The following is a 5,848-nucleotide window of genomic DNA, read 5'->3' as shown; positions in this document are numbered from 1 at the left end:
TGCGGCACGCGCCTGAAGGCTTGTCCCTGCTCATTGTGCTGGCATTGCCACCGGATTTGCCCCGCTTACCAACTTGGCTTTAAGCTGATGACGTTTCCGTCTCGTTAACCATATGAATTAGTGCTGTTCTTTTCCGAAACAGAAGCAAATAGCTCTCTAATTTCCGTCACCGATAATAATGCCTCAGGCCACGCCTGACTTCCGATAAGTAATGCTTATCGGAGGCAAGACGTACAGCCAACTTGTAAGCGCGTTGAAGCGGTATATCGTGCGCCAATTAGCCGAACGGAGCGCAATAATGCCCCAAACAAGCTACAAGATCAGCGAAGCGCGCAAGAACTTCGCCGAGGTGCTCGAACGCGCCAACCAATGGCGAGGAGATCGTGATCATGCGCAGCAACGAAGTCTACGCGCGCATCGGCCCGGCTGACGCCGGCAAGCGGCCGTTCGGGCTGCTGCGCCAGCGCGGCCTATCCGACGACCTGTTCGACGATGTCGATGCCGAACAGGCGGCCATGGACGCCGGCGACTTCAACGACGATACCGGCGTCTGGCAGGGCAAGCCGGTCGACCGCGAGCCCAAGCCATGAAGGTGCTGCTCGACAGCCACGCCGTCTACTGGTGGACGATCGGCAGCGAACGGCTGTCCGACAATGCCCGGGCACTGATCGAGGACAAGGCCGACACCGTCCTGGTCAGCGCCGTGTCTATGAACTCGACAACAAGATGCGGCTGAAGAAGCTCGACCTGCCGCCGCAGGAACTGCGCGCCGCTGTCACCGCCAGCGGCCTCCAGACGCTCGCCATCAGCCGTCTGCAAGCCGAACTGGCCGCAAGCTTCGACTAGGAGCACCGCGATCCCTGAGATCGCATTCTCGCCTGCGCTGGGAACTCCAGTTTACGTCGCTGCGAAGGCGCCCAGCAACTCATCGACTGTTTGCCGCATGCCAGCGGTGAGTTGGCGCCCTCGTTGCCAGAACACCACATAGTGGTAGACAGCGCCGGGCTCGAACGGCCTGAACTCCAGCCCGAATTGCCGATATTCGCGCGCAATCAGGCTATTGATGATCGAAATTCCGACGCCGGCCGCCACGAAACCTACGTCATGGCTGTTCGCGTCGTATTCAACGGCAAGATCCGGTTCTACGCCCCTATACCGTAAAGCGTTGATATTCATCTGATGAGCCGCAAACTGGGGTTCTATGTCCACCAATGCCTCATCGATAATGTCCTCCGGCGTGATCACTTCTTTGGCGGCCAACCGATGTCCCGCTTGGAACAGGCAGACATTCCTAGCCGTGGCGGCCGGTTCCCACTCGAAGGCACGCTCATCGAGCGGCAGGCGCGAAACTCCCAGGTCCGACCGGCCGTTTAGGACATGTTCTGCGATTTGCTGGTGGCTGCCGGCTCTAACCTGAAACGACAGGGCATTGCTCTTACGGACGGCTTGGATGGCCCGGGGGATGGCGTTCAGACAGAAAACGCCCGGAGCAGCCAAGCTCAATGAACCTGTCTCTTCATTGCGAATCGCAGCAATTGACTTTTCAATCCGGTCGACGCTCTGAAGGGTACCGTCGACGCTACGCAAGAGATCCCAGGCACGGTCCGTCGGTACCAGCCGGTTCTTCTCCCGCGCAAACAGCGCGAGATCAACCTCGTGCTCAAGCTGCCTAATCTGCTGACTGACGGCCGGCTGGGTGATCTTGAGAATTTTTGCGGCATGCCGTTCCGACCCAGTGCGCAAAACCTCCCGAAAAATCTGTAGCTGCCGGATTGTCACGCCTGTCGTGGTTTTGCCGACCATATTTTCAATCCTATGGTTTTGGCCGGCTCGGATCATCGCCGTCAAAGAGGGGTTCTCCGAGCCTGCGGGGAACGGCTTATAAGCTGTGCTTATCACAATTAAAAACAGCTTATAAGTTGACGGCAGATTGTCAAAGTATAATTCTCAAGTGAGTCAGAATATTACTTGAGATTATACGTATAAATAATGCCATCTCAGGTAGTATCATGCGCTTTTGATAAAAACAGCCCATAAGGCGACCTTATATCCGGCTATCCGGATTAGGGCGAGAGGACGTACGTGCTCAGCTTTGCACTTCAATTCTTCAATGGCCTCCAGATCACCGTTTTACTGGCGCTCGTAAGCGGCGCGCTGGGATCATTTCTCGGTCTGTTTGTCGCCATGGCCAAACTGTCAGGGCTGGGTGTCCCAGGCCTCCTTGGACAGGCATACACAACGATCGTTCGCGGCCTCCCCGAACTGCTCGTCGTTCTCGTCGTCTATTTCGGGGGAACTGCGGCCATCACTGCGCTAACGGGCCGCTATGTGCAAATCAATGCCTTTGCCGCGGGTGTAGCCGCGCTGATGATCGTCTTTGGGGCCTATTGTGCAGAGATTTTCCGCGGTGCGATCATAAGCGTTCCGCGGGGACAGGCGGAGGCCGCGCGCAGTCTGGGCCTGAAACCATGGCAGATCTGGTTGTTCGTTATCCTGCCGCAGATGATGCGCGTCGCCCTGCCAGCTTATGGCAATCTCTGGGTCTCTCTAGTGAAAGATACATCCCTCGTGTCGGTCGTCGGACTGACCGACATTATGCGTGTGGCCTTTATCGGTGCGGGATCGATGAGAGCGCCGCTCCCATTCTATCTGGTGGCCTCGGCACTCTATCTCGCCCTCACCAGCCTGTCGCTCGTGTCGTTCCGCGCGCTCGAGCGGCGCATCCAGGTTTCTGGTCACTGAGGGATCACGGCCATGGACATCAACCTGATCGTCGAAAGCATTTCCGTGCTGGGGCACGGTGTTTTCCTCACCCTTTCCGTGACACTGCTATCGCTCGTGGTCAGCTTCATTCTGTCGGTGCCGCTCAGCCTTCTCAGAGCCTCCTCGAACAGAGCCATCTCGGGATCGGTACTGGCATATACCTATGTGTTTCGCGGCACACCACTACTCGTGCAGCTGTTCCTGGTCTATTACGGTCTCAGCCAAGTCACGTTCGTTCGTCAGAGTTTTTTGTGGCCGTTCCTACGTGACCCTTTCTGGTGTGCGCTTGCCGCCTTCTCCTTGAACAGCACTGCTTATACGACCGAAGTATTCAGGGCGGGCATACTAGCCGTCCCGCGCGGCATCATCGAAGCCGCGCAGGCACTTGGCCTGTCGAGACTGATGCAGATCCGGCTGATCATATTTCCTTTGGCGTTCAGGACGGTGCTTCCCTCCTATGCAAACGAAGTCATCGGCATGGTCAAGGCGAGTTCTCTGGCAAGCACCGTCACCCTCCTGGAGATTACGGGACTGGCCCGCCGGATGGTCTCGGAGACATTCGCTCCCTACGAGGTCTTCCTGGCGGCGGGTCTTCTTTATCTGCTTCTGAACGTCATAGTGTCGGCATTCTTTCGAATGCTGGAGACGCATCTCGCGCAGTCGTCCACCAGCAATTCAAGGAACGTTACAGCCGGCCCAATGGCTTCGAGGCTCTGGCGTCTTCGAACGGCCATGGACAAGCGAGCCCGCACAAAACCGGGCGATCAACCATCCATCGACTTACTATAGCAAAGGGAAACAGCAAATGCTCAAATCGATGCTCCTCGTCGCGCTCATAACTCTCACGGGCCAGACTGCCGTCCAATCCATGGATCGCAAAGTGCTGACGATTGCGACCGAAGGCGCCTCGCCGCCCTGGGACATGATCGACACCGAAGGCAAGCTGGTCGGCTACGACATAGACGTCGGTACAGAATTATGCCGGCGCATCGCGGTCGAATGCCAGTTCGTCTCTCAGGACTGGGATGGGATAATCCCGGCGCTGATGGTCGGCAAGTACGACGCGATCATGTCCGGAATGGCGATCACGGAAAAGCGCAGGAAGTCGATCGCTTTTTCTCGACCCTATGCCGGCGGCTTCAATCAGCTCGTGATGCGAAGGGACCTGCAGCTCCCGGCAACCGACACCAAGTCGAAAATCAACCTTACAAGCGTTGGCGCCGAGCAACAGGCAATCCTTGGGCAGCTTCAATCGGCGCTTTCCGGCAAGACTTTGGGCGTTCTGAGGTCCTCCAATTCCGAGGCCGTCCTCAGCGAGCTCTTCGGCCAAGTTGCAACGATCCGGAGTTACGACACCCAGGACAATCTCCATCTGGATCTCGCCGCAGGCCGTATCGATGGCGGCCTTGCCGACTATTTCACATGGAAGACGTTTCTTGATGGTAAGGATGGTGAGACAGCGGCCTTCTACGGTCCGGAACTATCAGGCGGACTGTGGGGGCCGGGCGTCGGGGTCGGCATCCGCAAAGAAGATACCGATCTGCTCGCGGCTTTAGATAAGGCCATCGATGACAGCGTCAGCGACGGAACACTGAAGGCGCTTAGCCTAAAATGGTTCGGAATTGATATCTCCCCATCCGCGACGCCGTGAACCGCCGCCACGCTTATCGGATGGAGAGATCTCGCCGGCTGCCAACTACCGGAACTGGCATCATAGCTTCCGGTTGAATCAAATTTTAACATCGCAGGTAAACCGATGCCCTCTCCTTTTACTGTGGCCATGACGGGCCAATCGCTCATCCATCGCGATGTCAGAACTTGCCAGGATCCCGGCTTTCTACAAATCGTGGATATCCTGAAAAAGGCCGATGTCGCCTTCACCAACTTCGAAGGCACCATCCTGGGGCGGCACGGTGGCTCTCCCATGAAAGGTTCATATTTCGGGCATTCCGACCCCTTTGTCCTGGATGCCCTGAAGCAAATAGGCTTCAACACCCTGGCGCTCTCCAACAACCATGCCTTCGATCTTGGTCCACCAGGCGTTATGTCTACGCTCGAGGAGGTTCGTCTCCATGGTTTCCTCCACGCCGGCATCGGTCTTGACCGCGATCATGCCGCAACGCCGGGCGCGGCAGCCTTCGGTGGCCGACATATAGCCTTGGTTGCCATGGATGCAGGCCCTGGGCCTCGAAACATGTATGCCGAGAACGCGAGTAACCGCCGACCATCAAGACCGGGTGTAAACCAATTGGACGTGACCAGGATCTTCGAGGCGGATCAAGCCATATTCGACATGTTGGAAACCATTCAGGCGACGTTTCAAAGCTCCCAGCTGGAAAGGGCAAACTATGCCCAGCCCGATGATCCGCGGGTCCTGGACAATGACAACGAAGTCGACTTCTACGGTACCATTTTCCGCCGCTCCAACGCCAATCGGCGTGTTGTCGCAATTGATCCTGAAAGTGCTGCAAAGCAGCTGACTGCAATTGCAAAGGCCAGCGCAAGCGGACAATTCGTTATCGCCTATCTGCACCATCATCACTGGGAGCCGAACTGGCGCGACGTGCCGGACTGGGTCAGGGAATTCGCCCATGCCTGTATTGACGCCGGCGCCCACGCCTTCGTCAGCCACGGCACACCGGTCCTGCAGCCAATCGAAATCTATAAACGCGCCCCGGTCTTCTTCGGCCTTGGGAATTTCTTCTTCCACACGGAAAAGGGTGAAACGGAATGGAGTTCTCCAGATGTCTGGAAGAGCGTGGTCGCCACATGCATCTTCGATCCGGCAGGATCCTTGAAAATCGACCTTCTCCCCATCGTGCTCGGCGGAGAACAGATCGAAGAGCTGGACTTCCATCAGCGCCATGTTCCGATCGCGGCGTCCGGCAAGACAGGGGAGAAGATCATCGACGAGCTCGCCAAGAACTCGGCCGAATTTGGCACGCTTATCGAGCGCGACGGTTGCTTGGGCAGAATTCATGTTGTCTGAGGGCCGGTGTACGGAAACACGGGGTCTCCTGCTTAAGACCTGCCAGCATCAATGGACCATCAATCTTCTTCGGCTTTGTCCTCATCTCCGGCGATT

5 protein-coding genes and 2 pseudogenes are annotated in these 5,848 nt (G+C 57.0%); 6 read left to right on the top strand and 1 reads right to left on the bottom strand.

The genetic code is table 11. From position 1 onward, the window contains the following. Nucleotides 1–298 precede the first annotated feature (298 nt). Both ATY29_RS33240 and ATY29_RS33235 read left to right on the top strand, forming a co-directional pair. A pseudogene (locus tag ATY29_RS33240) lies at nucleotides 299–590 on the top strand (type II toxin-antitoxin system Phd/YefM family antitoxin). Continuing rightward, nucleotides 587–843, top strand: a pseudogene (locus tag ATY29_RS33235) (type II toxin-antitoxin system VapC family toxin); the annotation flags it as partial. The pseudogenes ATY29_RS33240 and ATY29_RS33235, both read left to right, overlap by 4 nt. A gap of 54 nt (nucleotides 844–897) precedes the next feature. Here the strand turns inward: ATY29_RS33235 and ATY29_RS33230 are convergent. After that, a complete protein-coding gene (locus tag ATY29_RS33230) occupies nucleotides 898–1,803 on the bottom strand; it encodes a LysR family transcriptional regulator (RefSeq protein ID WP_097537519.1) in 906 nt (301 codons plus the stop codon). 279 nt (nucleotides 1,804–2,082) lie between these two features. Between ATY29_RS33230 and ATY29_RS33225 the strand changes: the two genes are divergently transcribed. The 4 genes from ATY29_RS33225 to ATY29_RS33210 all read left to right on the top strand — a co-directional run bounded on the left by ATY29_RS33225 (nucleotide 2,083) and on the right by ATY29_RS33210 (nucleotide 5,752). After that, on the top strand, nucleotides 2,083–2,742 hold the full coding sequence (locus tag ATY29_RS33225; protein ID WP_097537518.1) for an ABC transporter permease: 660 nt from the start codon (nucleotides 2,083–2,085) through the stop codon (nucleotides 2,740–2,742). Between the two features lie 12 nt (nucleotides 2,743–2,754). Next, nucleotides 2,755–3,552 carry an ABC transporter permease gene (locus ATY29_RS33220; RefSeq protein ID WP_097537517.1) on the top strand — a complete coding sequence of 266 codons (798 nt, stop codon included), beginning with the start codon at nucleotides 2,755–2,757 and terminating at the stop codon, nucleotides 3,550–3,552. A 16-nt stretch (nucleotides 3,553–3,568) separates the two neighbouring features. After that, nucleotides 3,569–4,414 carry a transporter substrate-binding domain-containing protein gene (locus ATY29_RS33215; RefSeq protein WP_097537516.1) on the top strand — a complete coding sequence of 282 codons (846 nt, stop codon included), beginning with the start codon at nucleotides 3,569–3,571 and terminating at the stop codon, nucleotides 4,412–4,414. Nucleotides 4,415–4,519: 105 nt separating this feature from the next. After that, nucleotides 4,520–5,752 carry a CapA family protein gene (locus ATY29_RS33210; protein ID WP_097537515.1) on the top strand — a complete coding sequence of 411 codons (1,233 nt, stop codon included), beginning with the start codon at nucleotides 4,520–4,522 and terminating at the stop codon, nucleotides 5,750–5,752. The last annotated feature ends 96 nt before the right edge of the window (nucleotides 5,753–5,848 follow it).

Origin of the sequence: Rhizobium hidalgonense, from assembly GCF_002914525.1 — a bacterium.
GTDB classification, from domain to species: domain Bacteria; phylum Pseudomonadota; class Alphaproteobacteria; order Rhizobiales; family Rhizobiaceae; genus Rhizobium; species Rhizobium hidalgonense.
This window is presented reverse-complemented; position numbering and strand designations above follow the sequence as displayed.